This is a genomic window from Novosphingobium sp. fls2-241-R2A-195 (assembly GCF_030209485.1).
GTDB classification, from domain to species: domain Bacteria; phylum Pseudomonadota; class Alphaproteobacteria; order Sphingomonadales; family Sphingomonadaceae; genus Novosphingobium; species Novosphingobium resinovorum.
The window spans coordinates 62,990-78,846 of the sequence record NZ_JARVRY010000035.1 but is presented as its reverse complement, the minus strand read 5'-3'; the positions used below and the strand labels follow the sequence as shown (position 1 = coordinate 78,846).

At 66.3% G+C, this 15,857-nt stretch carries 17 protein-coding genes and 2 tRNA genes; 8 read left to right on the top strand and 11 right to left on the bottom strand.

Annotated features, from left to right (window positions below; genetic code table 11):
- Positions 1-9: 9 nt before the first annotated feature.
- Positions 10-630: a GTP cyclohydrolase I FolE gene (gene folE / locus QRN25_RS24030; RefSeq protein ID WP_285021897.1), complete on the bottom strand. Its 621-nt coding sequence runs from the start codon at positions 628-630 to the stop codon at positions 10-12.
- Positions 605-2,161, bottom strand: coding sequence for a phospholipase D-like domain-containing protein (locus tag QRN25_RS24025; protein ID WP_285021895.1), 1,557 nt, complete (start codon positions 2,159-2,161; stop codon positions 605-607). Before QRN25_RS24025 ends, folE begins: the two co-directional genes overlap by 26 nt.
- Before the next feature lie 561 nt (positions 2,162-2,722).
- Here QRN25_RS24025 and QRN25_RS24020 point away from each other — a divergent pair.
- Positions 2,723-3,349, top strand: coding sequence for a hypothetical protein (locus QRN25_RS24020; RefSeq protein WP_008829676.1), 627 nt, complete (start codon positions 2,723-2,725; stop codon positions 3,347-3,349).
- 195 nt (positions 3,350-3,544) lie between these two features.
- Positions 3,545-4,843 carry a chloride channel protein gene (locus QRN25_RS24015; RefSeq protein WP_285021892.1) on the top strand — a complete coding sequence of 433 codons (1,299 nt, stop codon included), beginning with the start codon at positions 3,545-3,547 and terminating at the stop codon, positions 4,841-4,843.
- An 83-nt stretch (positions 4,844-4,926) separates the two neighbouring features.
- Here QRN25_RS24015 and QRN25_RS24010 read toward each other — a convergent pair.
- The 3 genes from QRN25_RS24010 to QRN25_RS24000 all read right to left on the bottom strand — a co-directional run bounded on the left by QRN25_RS24010 (position 4,927) and on the right by QRN25_RS24000 (position 5,629).
- Positions 4,927-5,003 (bottom strand) — tRNA-Arg (locus QRN25_RS24010).
- 49 nt (positions 5,004-5,052) lie between these two features.
- Positions 5,053-5,129 (bottom strand) — tRNA-Arg (locus tag QRN25_RS24005).
- A 44-nt stretch (positions 5,130-5,173) separates the two neighbouring features.
- Positions 5,174-5,629, bottom strand: coding sequence for a (deoxy)nucleoside triphosphate pyrophosphohydrolase (locus tag QRN25_RS24000; protein ID WP_083274565.1), 456 nt, complete (start codon positions 5,627-5,629; stop codon positions 5,174-5,176).
- Between the two features lie 121 nt (positions 5,630-5,750).
- Here QRN25_RS24000 and QRN25_RS23995 point away from each other — a divergent pair, with 121 nt between their 5' ends.
- Both QRN25_RS23995 and QRN25_RS23990 read left to right on the top strand, forming a co-directional pair.
- Positions 5,751-5,939, top strand: a complete 189-nt coding sequence (locus QRN25_RS23995; RefSeq protein WP_285021948.1) for a Flp family type IVb pilin — start codon at positions 5,751-5,753, stop codon at positions 5,937-5,939.
- Positions 5,940-6,060: 121 nt separating this feature from the next.
- Positions 6,061-6,234: a Flp family type IVb pilin gene (locus QRN25_RS23990; protein ID WP_271181069.1), complete on the top strand. Its 174-nt coding sequence runs from the start codon at positions 6,061-6,063 to the stop codon at positions 6,232-6,234.
- Between the two features lie 105 nt (positions 6,235-6,339).
- Here the strand turns inward: QRN25_RS23990 and QRN25_RS23985 are convergent, their stop codons facing one another.
- The 4 genes from QRN25_RS23985 to QRN25_RS23970 all read right to left on the bottom strand — a co-directional run bounded on the left by QRN25_RS23985 (position 6,340) and on the right by QRN25_RS23970 (position 10,891).
- Positions 6,340-7,845 (bottom strand): M48 family metalloprotease, encoded by a 1,506-nt coding sequence (locus QRN25_RS23985; protein WP_285021888.1) that lies wholly within the window; start codon positions 7,843-7,845, stop codon positions 6,340-6,342.
- A gap of 90 nt (positions 7,846-7,935) precedes the next feature.
- Positions 7,936-8,826: a tyrosine recombinase gene (locus QRN25_RS23980; RefSeq protein WP_285021886.1), complete on the bottom strand. Its 891-nt coding sequence runs from the start codon at positions 8,824-8,826 to the stop codon at positions 7,936-7,938.
- Between the two features lie 5 nt (positions 8,827-8,831).
- Positions 8,832-10,736, bottom strand: coding sequence for a hypothetical protein (locus tag QRN25_RS23975; protein ID WP_285021884.1), 1,905 nt, complete (start codon positions 10,734-10,736; stop codon positions 8,832-8,834).
- Positions 10,733-10,891 carry a hypothetical protein gene (locus tag QRN25_RS23970; RefSeq protein ID WP_155986147.1) on the bottom strand — a complete coding sequence of 53 codons (159 nt, stop codon included), beginning with the start codon at positions 10,889-10,891 and terminating at the stop codon, positions 10,733-10,735. Before QRN25_RS23970 ends, QRN25_RS23975 begins: the two co-directional genes overlap by 4 nt.
- Before the next feature lie 57 nt (positions 10,892-10,948).
- Here QRN25_RS23970 and QRN25_RS23965 point away from each other — a divergent pair, with 57 nt between their 5' ends.
- The 4 genes from QRN25_RS23965 (at position 10,949) to QRN25_RS23950 (ending at position 14,701) form a co-directional block, all read left to right on the top strand.
- Complete coding sequence (locus QRN25_RS23965) at positions 10,949-11,533, top strand: shikimate kinase (protein WP_069707589.1); 585 nt, start codon at positions 10,949-10,951, stop codon at positions 11,531-11,533.
- Positions 11,524-12,630: a 3-dehydroquinate synthase gene (gene aroB / locus QRN25_RS23960; RefSeq protein ID WP_285021882.1), complete on the top strand. Its 1,107-nt coding sequence runs from the start codon at positions 11,524-11,526 to the stop codon at positions 12,628-12,630. The genes QRN25_RS23965 and aroB overlap by 10 nt, the downstream gene beginning before the upstream one ends.
- A gap of 512 nt (positions 12,631-13,142) precedes the next feature.
- Positions 13,143-14,525 carry a peptide MFS transporter gene (locus tag QRN25_RS23955; RefSeq protein ID WP_285021881.1) on the top strand — a complete coding sequence of 461 codons (1,383 nt, stop codon included), beginning with the start codon at positions 13,143-13,145 and terminating at the stop codon, positions 14,523-14,525.
- On the top strand, positions 14,525-14,701 hold the full coding sequence (locus tag QRN25_RS23950; protein WP_285021880.1) for a hypothetical protein: 177 nt from the start codon (positions 14,525-14,527) through the stop codon (positions 14,699-14,701). The genes QRN25_RS23955 and QRN25_RS23950 overlap by 1 nt, the downstream gene beginning before the upstream one ends.
- A 4-nt stretch (positions 14,702-14,705) precedes the next feature.
- Here QRN25_RS23950 and QRN25_RS23945 read toward each other — a convergent pair whose 3' ends face one another.
- Both QRN25_RS23945 and QRN25_RS23940 read right to left on the bottom strand, forming a co-directional pair.
- Positions 14,706-15,485, bottom strand: a complete 780-nt coding sequence (locus QRN25_RS23945) for a thioesterase family protein (RefSeq protein ID WP_285021877.1) — start codon at positions 15,483-15,485, stop codon at positions 14,706-14,708.
- Positions 15,485-15,856 carry a tRNA-binding protein gene (locus QRN25_RS23940; protein ID WP_285021876.1) on the bottom strand — a complete coding sequence of 124 codons (372 nt, stop codon included), beginning with the start codon at positions 15,854-15,856 and terminating at the stop codon, positions 15,485-15,487. The genes QRN25_RS23945 and QRN25_RS23940 overlap by 1 nt, the downstream gene beginning before the upstream one ends.
- Between the last annotated feature and the right edge of the window lies 1 nt (position 15,857).

The window sequence follows — 15,857 nt, the reverse complement described above, 5'->3', positions numbered from 1 at the left end:
CTCCGATATTCAGTAGCCCATCAGGCTGAGCACTTCCTTGCGGGAACGTTCGTCCTCCAGGAAAGTGCCCATCATGCGGCTGGTGATCATGCCGACGCCCGGCGTGCGCACGCCGCGCGCGGTCATGCAGGCGTGGTTCGCCTCGATCACCACGGCGACGCCCTGCGGCTTCAGGTGTTCCCAGATGCACTGGGCGACTTCGGCGGTCAGGCGCTCCTGAATCTGCAGGCGTCGCGCGAAGCCGTGCAGCACACGCGCCAGCTTGGAGATGCCGACGACGTGGTTGCGCGGCAGGTAGGCGATCGCGGCCTTGCCGATGATCGGCGCCATGTGGTGCTCGCAGTGCGACTGGAAGGGAATGTCCTTCAGCAGCACGACCTCGTCGTAGCCGCCCACTTCCTCGAAGATGCGCGACAGGTGGACCGCCGGGTCTTCCTGATAGCCCTGGCAGTATTCCAGCCAGGCGCGCGCGACACGCTTGGGGGTGTCGACCAGGCCCTCGCGCGTCGGATCGTCGCCGGCCCACTCGATCAGCGTGCGGATTGCGTCCTGAACGTTGTCGGGCACATCCGGCTTGCGCAAGGGGTCATGGCGCGGGCTATCCTCAGCGGGACTTACCTGGCTGCTCATCCGACTTGCTCCTTCTCAATTTCTTCATCAGGCGCACACGCATCAGGTGTCCCTTGCCCCGGAACAACCCGCGTCGCGCGATGGGCTCGAACATTTCGCCGGGGCGTTCCGGATCGAGCACCCCGCTTTGGCCGAGTGCTCTTTCAGCTTCCGACAAGTTCTTCAAGGGCAAGGGTTCGAGATATTTCTTTCCGGCCTTGGGTCCGTCGCGATTGAGCGCGTCCACCATCGCCGCCATCGAGCCGTGCCGCTCGATTCCGGCGGCCACTTCGCCTTCCGCGATACCGCAATGCTCGGCCAGCAGGCGCAGGCGCAATTCGGTGATCGTCGCGGGATCGACGTGGGCATTGGCGGGCCGGGCAAGGTCGATGAACACGTCGCACTCGCTGTCGAGGCCCATCGAGCGGTTGTTCATGTTCGCCGACCCGACCCGCAGCACCTCGTCGTCGATGATCGTCAGCTTGGCGTGGACGTAGATCGGCTCGCCCTCGGCGTTGGAGGGGGTGAAGATGCGGAAACGTCCTTGGGTGTCCACCGCCTGCAGCGTCTCGACCAGTTCGACGCGGGCGGTGTCCATCGCCTGCTGCTCCAGCCAGCCGTCGGCGGTAACCGGGTTGACGATGAAGAACTCGGGCGGGTTGTCCTCCGAAAGCCGCTTGCAGATGGCTTCGGCGATCGCGCGCGAGGCGAAGTACTGCGTCTCGGCATACATGAAGCGCTTCACGCGGGCGATCTGCTCGACGAAGAGCTTCTCGATCTCGCTGACCTGCGGGCAATCGTTGTACTCCGCGCGGGTGCGGGCAATGCCGATCTCGACGTTCTCGAACTCGGCCGTCAGCCCCTCCGGCCAAGGCGTCTCTTCCTGCGGACGGCAGGGCGCGAGGTCTTCGCCGCCGGCGACCTTCCAGCGCTCGCGACCCAGTTCGCCGAGCGTCGCGGCGACGTCGCCCTCCATCATCATCGTCACGTCGTGCCAGGGACCGTAGAGCCGCCCGGTCGGCCGCTTGCGGCGCGGGTCGTGGGGCAGGTGGTCGGGCGTGTCCCAGCGGTCGGAGGTCATGTCGATGCCGCCGCAGGCCGCGACCTTGTCGTCGATCACGACGATTTTCTGGTGATGGCTGCACCCGACCGGATGGGCGGAATCGAACTTGAAGTCGATGCGCGGATGCTTTGCCCAGCGCACCACGTCGAACAGCATCGTACCCCGGAACAGGTACTTCAGCATGGCGACATTCCACTTGAGCAGCCTGATCTCCAGCTCCGGGTTGCGCTTCACCACCCAGAGCATGAACGAGCCGAGCCTTGCCGGGAACTTGCGCTTGCGGCCGCGCTGCCACCAGCGCCGCCCGGACGTCAGCAGGATACGGGAATCGAAGTCCCACCCGATCATGAAGATGCGCTGGCGGGCTTTCTCCATCGTTTCGCGGATGACCTCGAAATAGTCCGCCGCGTCGATCACGACATAGGCGCGCGAAGCCTTGGCATAGCGCCATACCGAGGGCGCCACGCCTTCGTCGTTCTGGTCTTCCATAATCCATCCTGCCGGAGCTTCCACCACGGCCGGTTCAAGCACCGAAGGCCGCGAAAGTTCCCCTCGAATGTCAACTTGTGCACACGAAGGAGGCGTTCGCCCGATCCCTCCCGGCATTCGTCGCAGCAACCTTTGCGGGCGCGGGCGGCAAGGACCAGATTTCGCTCCGCCGCTCGCGTCGGAAGTGGTTGCCGCCCGGTTTGCGCCAACCCGAGGATTTGGCCATTCGTGACCGCGTGGTGGTCATCCCAACAACCACTCGTACATCACCCGATGGCGAGAACGGCCGGAATCCGCAGTTTTCCACAAGGGTTGACCGGCTCATCGCGGGAATGGCTCGACTCGCCCCTTGTACACGCAACCGTTCACCCTGCGATGGATTTGCCTGACTATACCTGTCCCTCACCCCGTCTGCCGTGTGCGAAGTTTCGCCACGGCGGGGCCGGCGAAAGTCGGACGGGGTAACCCCAGCCCGGGTTCGCCGGGCCGCATTTCTCGCCCCTTCAGGGGGGCTTGTTCCGGGCTCGTCCTCCCACGGGTCCCGCAAACAAGGAGTACGCCATGAAGAAAACCCTCATCACCGCCGCCATCGCTGCGGCCGCCCTCGCTCCTGCTGCCGTGATGGCTCAGGCCGCTGCACCGGCTGCCGCTCCCGCCGCGTCGGCGACCGCAACGGCCAACCCGACCACCGGCGCCAAGGTCTTCGACGCCGCAGGCGCTGAAGTCGGCACTGTCGAGGCCGTCCAGGGCGACATCGTCACCGTCTCCACCGGCACTGCCCGCGCCGGTCTTCCCAAGAACGCCTTCGTGACGCGCGACAAGGGCCTCACCATCGGCATGACCAAGGCCGAGCTGGAATCGGCCGTAAACGGCGCCAAGGCCGAGAACACCGCCGCCAAGGATGCCGCGATCGTCGCCGACGCGCCGATCAAGAGCAGCGACGGCGTCGTACTCGGCACCGTCAGCAAGGTCGAAGGTGACAACGTCACCGTGGCCCTCAGCGGCGGTTCGGCCGCGCAGCTCAAGAAGTCCTACCTCGGCCTCGGTGCCGACGGTTCGCTGGCTCTGGGCATGAGCGCTGCCGACTTCGCCAAGGCGACCCAGTCGGCCGCCGGCGGCCAGCCGGGCGCGGACGCCGCCGCGACCGCAGGCGGTGCGGCTGCGGCGACCACGCCCGAAGGCCAGTAAGCCTCTGCCTCATCCTGCCTTGGCAGGGTGACCGGAAAAGTGGCCGAGGGCCGGAAGCGATCGAGGTCGCTTCCGGCCCTCTCTATTTATCCGGGTCAAAAAGGTCTTGCGATTCGCGCACCCGTTGCCCCAATAGAGGCGCGAGCCCGTCCAGACGCGCAACAAGCGCGCCGCCAGACCATCTTGGGATCCGCATTGACCCTCTCGGAACGCTTCACGGCCTTTTTCAAGGCCGTCCCGGGCATCGACGCCTCGCTCGACCTCGCCCGCCGCAGGGCCGCGACGATCGGCGGCGCAGTGCTGCTGGGCCTGATCGCCATCGCCTTCGCGTGGGCGGGTGACACCGCGCAGAAAGTGTTCCGCGCCTTCACCGCCGTCCACCCTTACGCCCCGCTCGTCATGACGCCCGCGATCTTCGCCGCCGTCGTCTTCATCACCCGGCGCTGGGCGCCCGCCGCGCGCGGCTCGGGCATTCCGCAGGTCATGGCGGCGGGCGAGAACCTCGAACTCGCAAGATCGCCGCTGCTGCAGATGCGCACCGCCATCACCAAGCTGCTGCTGACGGTTACGATGCTGCTGGCCGGAGGTTCGGTCGGGCGCGAGGGGCCGACAGTACAGGTCAGTGCCGCGATCATGGTTGCCTGCCACCGCGTGCTACGCGTGCCGATGACGGCGGGCGTGCTCATCGCGGGCGGTGCAGCCGGGGTCGCGGCCGCCTTCAACACGCCGCTAGCAGGTGTCGCCTTCGCCATCGAGGAACTCGCCGCCGCCTTCGAGCAGCGTGTCGCGGTGCTGGTGATGGGCGCGGTCGTCGTCTCGGGTCTCGTCAGCCTCGGGATCGCCGGGGACTACGTCTACTTCGGAGCGATGCGACAGACGCTGGAAGTCGGCTCGGTCGTGATGATCGCGCCGGTCGCGGGGATCTTGGGCGGCATCCTCGGCGGGCTGTTCTCGCGCCTGCTGCTGGCCTGTGCGCGCGGCGAACATCCCCTTCTCGCGGCAATGCGTTCGCGGCCGGTGACGACGGCGCTGGTCTGCGGGCTGATCGTCGCGGTGCTCGGCGTCGTCACCGGCGGCTCTACGTGGGGCACCGGCTACGAGACCACCCGCCTGATGATCGACGGCCAGCAGAGCGCCTCCCCCTGGTTCGGCCCGGCCAAGTTCGTCGCCACCGCCGCGACGGCGATCTCCGGCGCGCCGGGCGGCATCTTCGCGCCATCGCTGTCCGTGGGCGCGGGCTTCGGCGAACTGCTGTCCTACGTCTTCTCAGGCGATCCCATGCCCGCCGTCGTCCTGCTCGGCATGACCGGCTACTTCGTCGGCGTCGTGCGTGCGCCGCTAACCGCCGTGATCATCCTGATGGAAACCACCGCAAGCCGCGGGATGATCCTGCCGCTGTTCCTGACAGCGATCATCGCCGATACCGCCAGCACGCTGGTGTGCCGCGAAAAGCTCTACCACGGCCTGTCGCGCGGGTTTCTGGCGAAGGGCTGACCTTCCTTCGCCATTGCAAGCGGAGCGAAGGCGCAAAACGAAAAACCCCGCCGGTGAGGGCAGGGTTTTTCGTTTTTGGATGGTGGTGCGCCCGGAACGATTCGAACGTCCGACCCTCAGATTCGTAGTCTGATGCTCTATCCAGCTGAGCTACGGGCGCCTACCATTTTCAACCCAAACAAGGACCACATCACCCCCGGAAGGAAGAGTGGTGCGCCCGGAACGATTCGAACGTCCGACCCTCAGATTCGTAGTCTGATGCTCTATCCAGCTGAGCTACGGGCGCCTTGGAGGGCTGCCTCTAGGGGGGGAATCGGCATCGGTCAACGCCTATGTTCCGCTTTTTTGCATATTGTTTTCCACAGCCCCCAGATGCCGTTCGAGCGCCTCGGCCAGCGGGTAATCGAGCGGCGGCATCCGCAGTCCCGAGATCGCGCCGGGCGCGACCCATGCCACGTCGGCGGCCTCGATGGCGCGCGGCTCGCCCTGCCAGCGGGTGCAAATATAGAGAAGAATCACGAGCGGGCGCGACGGCCCCTTCCCGCCTTCCTCGACCGTAGCGGTGCGGCCGCTGGCGAAGCCCACCGCCTCCAGATCGCCCGGCGCTACGATTACGCCCAGTTCCTCTTCGAGTTCGCGTACAAGGGCGCCCTCCGGGCTCTCACCCGGCTCCAGCTTGCCTCCGGGAAATTCCCATAGGCCGCCATGCACTCCGATGAAATCGCGCTGCTGCATAAGCACTGTGCCGGAACGCCCGTCGTCGCGCCCGCCGTCATCGGGACGCACGAGTGCGCCTGCGACGACGAGTAAAGGTGTCGGTGGACTTTCCAGCTGTGCCTCCTGCCTTAATGCCTAATTAACGCTGCCATGGGATCAGACGTCCCTCGCGCGAACTAGCACGGTGACCATGCGCCTTCATCGCTTTCTCAAGACGATCATCGAAAACCGGGACGGTGCGTCCACGGTCGAATACGGCATGATCCTCGCCTTCATCGTGCTGGCCATCTTCGCCACGCTGCAGGGCGTGGCCAGCGAGACCGTATCTATGTGGAACAACGTAGCCGCCAAGTCGTCGGCTGCGATGTCCAAAAACTAGGGTGAAACAGCCTTAAGCGTTTATCAACGATTGCAGGCTAAAAAGAGATTGTCCAAGGCGCAGAAGAGAGACTGAAGCGAGGCGGACCGGGTACACTAGACTGCTTTATCAGGAGACCACCATGAAGTTTCTCGCCAAGCTGCGCCGCAACGAAAAGGGCGCAACCGCCATCGAATACGGCCTAATCGCCGCCCTCATCGCAGTTGCCGCCATCGCCGCCATGCAGGGCATGGGCTCGCAGCTCGTTTCGACCTTCTCGAAGACCTCGTCGGCTATGTCGAAGGGCGTTGCCTAATAGGTGAATACTTTATCTGTACTTACAGATTAAAGTTTCGGGGGCGGCAGGGAAACCTGCCGCCCCTTTCGCTTTGTGGCCCGCCGAAACCATAAAGCCCCGATATCAGTAGGTTACGATCTTCACCTTCTGCCCCGGCGTCAGCGCCGTGTTCGCATCCATCCCGTTGAGCACCAGGAAACGGTCCACCGCCGCGTCGGTATAGGCCATCTTCGCCGCCAGCGACCGCACGGTGTCGCCCTGCCTTACAGTCACGACACGCAGCAATCGCGGCTTCACGCTGCCCGCATCGGTCGCCGAGATCCGACGGATCGAGCGGAACATCGGCGTGAACACTTCCGCCCCGCCCGCCTGCGCCAGCGTCAGGAAGTGATAGGCCTGCCCGTTGCCGAAGTCGTAGGCGAAGACGACGACGTCCACCGCCCCGCTCTGCTGCTGCACCCGCGCGACTCCGTAAGCGGCGGGGATGCCATTCACCGTGGTTTTTTCGATGCTGGCGGGAGTGATTCGCGCCTGATTCGATTCGGTCAGCCCGGCGAAGACGCTGGTGATGTACGAATCGAGGCTGCCGCTCAGCTTCCCGCCGGAAAATTGTGCCTTCCCCGACGATCCGCTGATCGTCACCGCCTGCGTTCCGTTGACCATGAAGAAGCCGTCAGGGGCCTCGAAGGCGAATCGCAGTGTTGGATGCGTGAACTTTCGGCCGTCCACGACGCCCTGCTTGGGGTCGTCGCCATAGACCAGCCCGTCGATTCGCGTGAGGAAAGTGTCGCGATTCGTGGTGCCGGCGCTGCCCTGCCCCGCATATGTCAGTGCGGAGCGCACGCGCGAGGCGGGATCGGGGTGAGTCGAGGCCCATTCCGGCGTCTGATTCGTGCTCCCGCGCAGTTGCGCCTCCAGCGCGTTCTGCCGCGCAAGGCTTTCCAGCACGCTCGACATCGCGCGCGGATCGTAGCCCGCACGCTTGAGGTAGGTAATGCCCAGCTGGTCCGCCTGCAGCTCCTGCGAGCGCGAGAACTTCAACGTAAGCAGCTGCGAACCTTGCGAAAACAGCTTCTGCCCGAATTGCCCGAAAGCGTTGTCGCCCAGCACCGCGCCCGCCAGCACCGATCCCAGCACGCCAAGGATCTGGTTGCGCTGCGCCGCCTTCTGCCGCTGCGCCGAGTGCCGCGCGGCGACGTGGCCGACCTCGTGGCCGAGCACGCCCGCCATCTCCGCCTCGTTGTTCATCAGCGCGGTCAGCTGGCGCGTCACGTAGATATAACCGCCGGGAATCGCGAAAGCGTTGTTCACCGGCGAATTGAGCAGGGTGACGGTGAAATCCCCCGTCGCGTTCGACAGGCCGGACTGCACCGCGATTCGCTTGCCGACCTGCTCGACGTAGCTGGCCTGCGGACCGGTCAGGCCGCCGCCGAATTCGGCCAGCAATTCGGGATGGGCCTTCGCGCCTTGCGACTTGTCGGCAGCACTGATCGCATAGACTTGCGGCGCCTTCGACGCCTGCGCCTCCAGCCGCGCCGGCCCCGCCGAGACCACCAGCAGCCCCAGCGCCGAGACGACCGCGCCTCCCCGAACTCCGGCCCGAACCACGCGCTTCACGTTGGATACCATGTCGCTCCCTTCCTCCATTCTGCAGGCCGCCACCCGCGATTCTTGCCCTTCGCGCAACGAGTCGCACGGCGGGCTTGTTCCCTTGCGCCTTTACATCTGCCCCTTCGCGAGCGGATGGCGCGAGTTCACCAGTTCCACCAGCCGCGCGCTGTCCACATGCGTATAGATCTGCGTCGTCGCGATGTCGGCATGGCCGAGCAGCATCTGCAGCACGCGCAAATCCGCGCCGCCTTCCAGCAGGTGAGTCGCGAAGGCATGGCGCAGCACGTGCGGCGAGACGCGCTCCGGATCGAGGCCCGCCCTGCCCGCCAGCGCGCGCAGCAACTGGAACAGCCGCACCCGCGTCAGGTGCCCGCTCGCCCCGCTCGACGGAAAGAGGAACCGCGAGGTACCCTTCCGCAACGCCAGCCAGCGCGACAGCACCGCGCGGGAGCGGGTGCTCACCGGCACCATGCGCTGCTGCCCGCCCTTGCCGGTGATGTGAAGGAACGGCGCATCCCTCGGCACCGCCGTGACGGGGAGCGACACCAGTTCGGTCGCGCGCAGGCCGGACCCGTAGAGCAGTTCGAGCAGCGCCAGCAGCCGCACGGCGTCGGACCGCTCGGACACCGCCTCCTCGTCCGCCTGCGCCAGAAACCGCTCCACCTCGTCATGGCTGAGCAGGCGCGGCAGCGGACGACGCACGCGCCCCTTCGGCAGCGCGCCGGAAGGATCGTCCTTGCGCAGCCCCTCGTCGATCAGGAAGCCGTAGAACTGCCGCAGCGCCGAACACCGCCGGGCGAGGCTGGACGCCGCCAGTCCGCTCCACGCGCCTCCGAGCCCCTCCAATGCCTCGGGCGTGGCATTGGCAACATCGCCCAGCACCTCGCGCGCGGCTTCGAGGTCGCGGCGATAGGCAGCGAGCGTATTCGCGGCCGCGCCGCGCTCTGCCGCCAGCATCGCCAGGAACCGCTCGGCGAGGTCGTCTGCGCCCCCGCTCATCGGCCTCAGACCCGCGCGACCGCCTCGGCGGCGATCATCCGCGCTTCGGCGTCGAGCCCCACCGACCGAAGCGCCGAGACGATGTGATAGAGGTGGCGCGGCGTCATGCGCTGCCAGTTGTCGCCCTGCATGCCGAAGGCCGCGAGCAGCGCGACACTGGCTTCGTCGCCGCGACTGGCGGCATGGTCGATCGCCTGAGTCCAGCGCGTGCTTCCAGCCATGTCCATCCCCGCGTCGCGGGTCACGCGCTCGGCGTCGGCGCGATCGACGCGCTCCAGCCCGGCAAGACCGGCGGCAAGGAAGGCCGAGCGGCGCTTCTGCGTGCTGTCGTCGTCATCGACATAACTGTTGAGCGTCGAACTGCCGACCGTCGCCACGCGGCCCGGAGCAGCAAGAATCAGCATGCCCCATGCCCGCGATCCGGCCTCGACCACGCTCGACCAGCGCAGCGCATTGGCGTCGTATCCCGCCGCCAGCATCGAGGCGATCAGCGAGGACGCGCTGTCGGCCATGTCGGCGCTGGGCGCCATGCGCGCGGCGGCGGCAGCCGTCAGCACCTGCCGCGCATAAAGCGCCGACCCGGTCACGTTCCACAGCGCCTGCATCGCCGCCAGCCGCGCGGCGGGGTCCTGCTGGACATAAGCATCCCGCAGCGATTCCGCGCGGTCCTGCCACTCGCCGGTGACGTCGGGATCGGCGAAGATCTGCGAATAGAGGTCCACCATCGCCGCGTTGGACAGTACGCCCGCCGCCGCGGCACGATCCGCCGCCGCCGCCCGGCGGCCAAGGCTGACCATCGGCGCCAGCGCCGTCGCATAATCGTAGGACGGCCCGGCCGTGGCCATCAGCGCGGCGGGCGGTTCCAGCCCGGTTCCGATCGCGAGGCCATAGCGCCACGGCGTCATCGTCGTGACCTTGTCCCACTCGATCGTCACCGCACGCCGCGCCTTGCCGGCCGCGCCTGCGTACTTCTGCGCGAGCAGCAGGTCGATCTGGTCCATCTTGCCGCGAACCCGGTCGCGCTCCAGCTTCGAGATCGCCGCTGTGCTGTTGCCACGAAACGCCTCGCAGATGGTGCGCGAGGTATTCCACGCGGCATCGTCACGCAGCGAGCCCTGCGTCGCCATCACCGGGCACATGCCGGTGAAGTCGGCATTGCGGGCATAGACGTCGAACGCCACCTGCCCGAACGCCGGGGTGTAATCGGCAATGTCGAGATCCTGCAGCACCACGCGCGCCGCATCGGTCTCGCCCATGCGCAGCAGCAGGCCGACGCGCATCGCCATGAAGTCGGCCGCGCTCATACCGCTCGGCGGATTGAGGCGCGAGGCCAGCGCGCGGCGCAGCAGGATATGCCCCCAGCGGGAGACCAGTTGCCCCCGGTTGCCCTCCAGCGCGACGCGGATCAGGCTGCCGTTCTGCCCGGCGAGCGAGGCCAGCGGCAGGCCCCCTTCGTCGGCACCGAGCATCCCCGCCTCGTCGGCGGAGCGCCGCGCGGCGGGCGGCATATCGATCACCACCTTGGCCCCGAGCAGCGCCTCGAAATCCTCGGGCGACATTTTCTCGAGTTCCTCGAGGCTCGGGATACGACGCAAGGTGCCGTCGTCCTGCGCGATCACCGTGGGCGTTGCGCCCGGCGTACCGGTCGGGATCGCCTGCACCACCGGGGTCGAGGTCGAGGTCGAGGTCGCGGCGGGACGCGGAGCGCTCGACGCCGCAGCACTCGGCGCGGATGAGTTCTGTGGCTTAGGCGCCTGGGTACGCGGCGCCTGCGGACGCGGGGTGGCCGAGCGCGCGGGCGCGGGCTCGTCGAACATCTTGGGCAGCAGCGATTCGGGGCTGTCCTGCGCCACCGCCCACACCGAGGTCAGCGCCAGCGCGCCTCCCGCGAGCAGGTGCACCGCTCTCATTTCGACAGTTCCGGCAGCGGGATCGAGACGGTCTGCTGCGTCACCGGCTGCACGCCAGCGTCATTCCATGCGGCAATACCAAGGCCGACCACGGCAATCGGCAGGAGAATGGCAACGGCCGACGCTATACGGCGCCTGCGCTTTACGATGTTCACTCGGCTTCCTTCACCATGCTTGCGCTGCGACCTAGCGCAACTATAGGCGATCGGGCAATGGACGTTCAACAAACCCGGTTTTCCGCGCAGGAAATTGCAGCGCTCGCCCGCCGTATCGACCGGCCCATCGTGCTTGTCGGTATGATGGGCGTGGGCAAGTCCAGTGTCGGCAAGCGGCTTGCGAACCTGCTCGATTGCCCCTTCGTCGATGCCGACGACGAGATCGAACGCTCCGCGCAGATGAGCATCCCGGAAATCTTCGACGCTTATGGCGAGGACTATTTCCGCGATGGCGAACGCCGGGTGATTTCCCGCCTGATCACGGACAGCGAGACCAGACGGCAGCGCATCGTCATCGCCACCGGCGGCGGCGCCTTCGTCAATGCCGAAACCCGCGCGCTGATCCTCGACAAGGCGATCACGATCTGGCTCGACAGCGAGGTCGATACCCTCGTCGAGCGCACTGCGCGAAAGGAGAACCGCCCGCTGCTGCGCGGCGGCAACCCGCGCGAAATTCTCGGCCGCCTGCGCGAGGAACGGGCGCAGCATTATTGCCAGGCGCCCATCCACGTGCTGAGCAGCGCAGGCCCGCACGTCCAGACGATCAACAAGGTACTGCAGGGAATTTCCCAATGGCTGTGATCCCCGTCGATATCGCCGGTCGCCCTTACGAAGTGCGCGTCGGCGCCGGGCTGCTCGCGGAACTCGCCCCCAACTGCCGGGGCAAGCTGCGCAAGCGCGGCGTGCCGATCGTCACCGACGCCAACGTCCACGCGGCCTGGGGCGACGTGGTGGAAAAGTCCCTCCGCGACAACGGCCACGAACCGCACTGGCGCATCCTGCCTGCGGGCGAGGCGACCAAGTCGTGGGACGAACTCTCGGCCACGGTGAACTGGCTGCTCGGCCTCGAAGTGGAGCGCGGCGATCACATCATCGCGCTGGGCGGCGGCGTGATCGGCGACCTCACCGGCTTCTGCGCCTCGGTGCTGAAGCGCGGGTGCCACTTCATCCAGGTGCCCACCACGCTGCTGGCACAGGTCGATTCGAGTGTCGGCGGCAAGACCGCGATCAACACGCCCGCCGGCAAGAACCTCGTCGGCGCGTTCCACCAGCCCTCGCTGGTGCTGGCCGACCTCTCGGCGCTGGAAACCCTGCCCGAGCGGGACTTGCGCGCGGGCTATGCCGAAGTCGTGAAGTACGGGCTGATCGACGACGCCGACTTCTTCGCCTGGTGCGATGGCAATGCCGCCGCGATGCTGGCGGGCGACAGCGCGCTTCGCGAATATGCGGTGGCGCATTCGGTCGCGGCCAAGGCGCGCATCGTCGCCGAGGACGAGTTCGAGACCACCGGCCGCCGCGCCCTGCTCAACCTCGGCCACACTTTCGGCCACGCGCTGGAGGCCGAGACCGGCTTCGGCGACCGCCTGCTCCACGGCGAGGGCGTCGCGCTCGGCATGGTGCTGGCGGCGCGCTACTCGGCAAGGCGCGGGCTGATGCCGCAGGCAAGCGCCGAACATGTCGCGCAGCATATCGGCGAGATCGGCTTGCCTGCCAGCCTCAGGGCGCTTGGGCTGGACTGCGACGGTGCCGCTCTCGTGCAGCACATGCTCCACGACAAGAAGATGGACGCCGGCACCCTGCCCTTCCTGCTGATGAAGGGCATCGGCCAGACCTACCTCGACAAGCAGGTCTCGCTGGAAGACGTGGCGGTGTTCCTCGACGAGGAACTGGCGCGCTGACGCTCTCCTGAGCACCGTCGATTCAACGTCGTCATTGCGAGCGTAGCGAAGCAATCCAGAGCGGTTTAGGCGGCTCTGGATTGCTTCGCTACGCTCGCAATGACGATGGCGGTGGTAAGTCACTGCAATTTCATCGCTACCCGCACTTCTTGGCGCCTTGTGGCATCTTTGAGTGCCGTTGAGTGCCGTTGGGTGCACCCTGCAAAACGCCGTGCTTATGCGCCGCTTCGTGGCCGTGCAGCGACGAAGCCCGGATCGATGCAGGCTCGCGAACGTTATAGATTTGCACGCTCTTTCAACGGAGTAGGCGTTTGTCACGCTGGCCGGGGGGCCGAGACGCCCCGTGCGAATCCCCCGGGGCGTTGCGGAAGGCGGCAGGTCGATCGGCCTGCCGCCTTTTCGCCCCCATTTTTGTGCACCACGCATTCAGGTTTGACCCTGTTACATCGACATGACATTGCTCGCGCAGGAACGGCGATTACGCCGATGCACAAGATAATTACGGGACAGACATGACCGCACCCGAAGCGACGCCCAACCTCGACTTCCCCGAAGAAGCGGCGCGAGACGACCGCGCTTTCCTGGGCCATCCCAAGGGGTTAGGCCTGCTCGGCCTGGTCGAGGGCTGCGAGCGCTTCTCCTACTATTCGATGCAGACGCTGCTGACGCTCTACATGGTCAGGTACCTGCTGGTGCCGGGGCGGCAGGAGGGCGTGATCGGGCTCGACTGGGTCACCACGCACCTGTTTCCGGGCCTGTCCGGACAGCCGCTGGCTTCCGAAATATTCGGCCTTTACACGGCCTTAGTCTATCTGACTCCGATCCTCGGCGGCATTCTGGCCGACCTCCTGCTGGGCCGCCGCGCCGCGCTGATCGCGGGCGGCGTGGTCATGTCGCTCGGCCATTTCCTGATGGCGTTCGAAAGCGCCTTCCTGCTGGCGCTGATATCGCTGGTGATGGGCGTCGGGCTGTTCAAGGGCAACATCGCCAGCCAGGTCGGCGAACTCTACAAGCAGGGTGATATCCGCCGCGCGATGGCGTTCCAGATTTTCTACATATTTATCAATGTCTCGGTAATCGTCGCCCCGCTGATTTCCGGCACGCTGGGCGAGAAGGTCGGCTGGCACTGGGGCTTCGGCTGCGCCGGCGTGGTCATGGTGCTCGGCCTGCTTTTGTACATCTACGCGAAGCCCTGGCTGCCCGCCGACAGCAAGGCCGCCAAGTCCGCCGAGCCCCGCGCCACGTTCGAAAAGGGCGACGGCCCGCGCCTTCTCGCGGTGCTGGTGCTGGTGCCGATCATGGGCGTGTCGCTCCTGACCAACCAGCAGATTTTCAACGCTTATCTCGTCTGGGCCGATCAGCAGTTCCAGCTCAGCTTCATGGGTGAGACGCTGCCGACGAGCTGGATGATTACCATTGACGCCACCCTCAGCTTCTCGATGCTGGTGGCGGTCGCCGCGTTCTGGGCCTTCGTCGGCAAGCGCACCGGCAAGGAGCCCGACGAACTGGGCAAGATGATCCTGGGCTGCGCCTTCATCGTCGGCGGCGCGGCGTGCCTCTATATGGCTGCAGCGACGCAAGGTACGGGAAAGATTGGTCTATTCTGGCCGGTCATGTTCCACCTCGTGAACTCGATCGGCTTCGCGCACCTGCTGCCGGTGAGCCTCGCGCTGTTCACCCGCCTTGCCCCGCGCGCGCTGAACGCCTCGATCGTGGGGATCTACTACCTTGCGTTCTTCGGCGCGAACCTGGCCGTGGGCAAGATCGGCACGCTGTTCTCGACAATGCCGACGACGACGTTCTGGCTGCTGCACATGGCTTCGGCCGCCGTCGCACTAATCGGGTTCGGGCTATTCAAGCTGTTGTTTGCAAAGCGATTGATGGGCACCCCCTGATGCCCGTCATCGGCTGCCTGCTGCTGATCGTCCTGCCGCTGCTGGGCCTCGCGGCAGGTGGTTTTCTCTGGGGAGCCGAAGGTGCGAAATGGGGCGCCGGGATTGGCTTTACCCTTGCCCTGGTGGTCTTCGGCGGCGGCAGTTATGCCTTCATCAAAGGCATGCGCGGCCGCTGAGGGCTCAACCGAACACGGCCACCGACTGCATGCCCGCAACGGCCGGAACACCATCCGCGTTCCACTGCATGATGTGCTCGCTCGCCCCGCCATGCGCCGCATGCAAACTGGTCGAGCGGATCATCCACCAGCCATTCGCCGAGGGCTTCGCGTCCAGCATGTTGACGTGCCACTGCATCGACGAAATCGGCACCTTGAAGCCCAGCAGCGGCCAGACCGCCACCGGCAGCACATCCCCGCACAGCAGGCACTCGACCTCGGGATCGAGCCCCCCGCGCTCGCGCGGCCGCACCCACCAAGCGAGGTCCGCCTCGCCCAGCGCGGTCTTGGGCATGGCGAAGCGCGCCTCGAAGTGATTGCGCAGGAAAGCCGGCGCATGATCCATCGGCACCGGCTTCGCCTCGTCGAGCGGAATGACGCCGTCCGGCAGCGGATAGTGATCGATCGACAGCACGCTCTCGATCGGGCGCATGAAGACGAAGGCGGCGGTGAAGCCCACGCCGCCCTCACCGGTCAGTTCGGCGGAAACCCAGGTCGCATTGCGCCCCTGCCGCAGCACTTTCGCGCGAGCCTCGATGCGCCCGGCCAAGGGGCCGACCATCGAAAGCTGACCCGAGCGCAGCGGCGGCAGATCGTCGGCAGCGCCTTTTGCCACCGCCAGTGCGATCGCCGAAGTCAGTCCTCCGTAAGCGGTGCGCCCCTGCAGCCAGTCCTCGGTGATCTCCAGCGCGAAACCGCCTTCCAGCGGCTCAGCCCCGGCGAGCATATCTCCCAGCCCCGCCATCAGAACAAGCGCGATCCATCGGGTACGCGCTTGTCCGGCGAGAACAGCGTCACCCGCCCCTCCTCGTCCGCGAAGCCCAGCGTCAGCACTTCGGACAGCGCCTTGCCGATCTGGCGGACGGGAAAGTTGACCACCGCCGCCACCTGCCGCCCGGTCAGCTCCTCGGGAGAATAGAGCGCGGCCACCTGGCCGACGCTCTTCTTCTCGCCGATGCCGGGACCGAAATCGATCCGCAGCTTGTAACTGGGTTTCCGTGCACCCTCATAGACATCCGCGCCGACAATGGTGCCGATTCGGATGTCCACCTTGAGGAAGTCGTCGAAGCCTATGGTCTCGCCCGGAGGCGCGGCGGGGTCGTGATCGAGATGCATG